Origin of the sequence: Haloferax sp. Q22 (assembly GCF_001482285.1) — an archaeon.
Lineage (GTDB): Archaea > Halobacteriota > Halobacteria > Halobacteriales > Haloferacaceae > Haloferax.
Window position 1 is genome coordinate 1 of sequence record NZ_LOEP01000054.1, and the last position, 1,064, is coordinate 1,064.

The 1,064-nt window shown below is 58.1% G+C and carries 1 protein-coding gene; it reads right to left on the reverse strand.

Annotated features, from left to right (window positions below; translation table 11 throughout):
- Positions 1 to 21 precede the first annotated feature (21 nt).
- The gene (locus AM590_RS18545) at positions 22 to 1,014 is read right to left on the reverse strand and encodes a transposase (RefSeq protein WP_058828766.1); all 993 of its coding nucleotides are present in this window, start codon (positions 1,012 to 1,014) and stop codon (positions 22 to 24) included.
- Between the last annotated feature and the right edge of the window lie 50 nt (positions 1,015 to 1,064).

Genomic DNA, 1,064 nt, shown 5'->3' on the forward strand with positions numbered 1-1,064 from the left:
GAGCGTGTCATAGAATCCATCTCATAGCTTCTCACAGCCCGGATCGTTTCCTCGTTCGAAGTTGGTGATTGCAACGACGAGCCGCAGACACAACGCAAGGAACACTTCTGTTCGTGCGTGGACGCGGCCTCGGGCGCGGACGTGCCCGAGGCCGCAGTCCTTGACCGCGTCGTTCGTTCGTTCGACTCCTGTCCGGTGGTTGTACGTCTCGTCCAGGATGGATTGCTTCAGCTGAACGTCCTCGCTGTGTGTTTCGATGCGGTCTTCGACCCTGTACTCGATATCTAGCGGCTCATTAGCGTTTCGCGGATTGTACGGAGCGAGTGGCACGACCCCTGCGGTCAACAGGTGGTCGTGCCAGTCGAGGATGTCGTAGGCGCTGTCTCCAAGCATCCAGACAGGTGTGTCGACGGCGAGCGCGTCACGGGTGACGCGCATCGCCGTCTCTTGGTCTGCTTGTTTGGCCTGTGTGAACTCCGCTGCTATCGGGATCTTTGACCCAGTTGAGACGATTGTACAGCCGAAGCCGTAGTAGTGCTCTTCGGCTGTAGAATCGTAGTTCCACGACGCAGCCTCGTTGTACTGGATCGCCTCGATATGCGTTGAATCGATGGAGTACGTCGAGTCGAGCAGGCCGCGGGCGGCGGCCTGCTCGACGAGCCTGTCGAAGACATCGTCAATCACGTGTTCGAGGTCGGTGAGAAAGCGATCAATCGTGTCTCTGGATGGCGGTTTGTCGAGTCCGCAGTAGTACCAGACGAGGCTGTGCTGGAGTTCTCGCGTCACTGGGCGTGTGCCGTAGACGTTCTTGTAGTAGCAGTGGAGAAAGCCGCGAAAGAGATCCGGTGGCTGGTGTACTCGTGTTCGCCCCCGACGAGCGGGGGCGAACACGTCGTATTCCAGTAGAAACTCGAACTCAAGATGTTCGAACAGCGGTACTGTCTCAGTAGCCGCCGCATTCAAGAAGTCGTTAACCGAAGCTACGTCTTGCAGGGCGTTGGAGCTGGTGGACACAGTTTCCAAACCCTGCGGCCTCCCTTGGGAGGCTTTCTATGACACGCTCC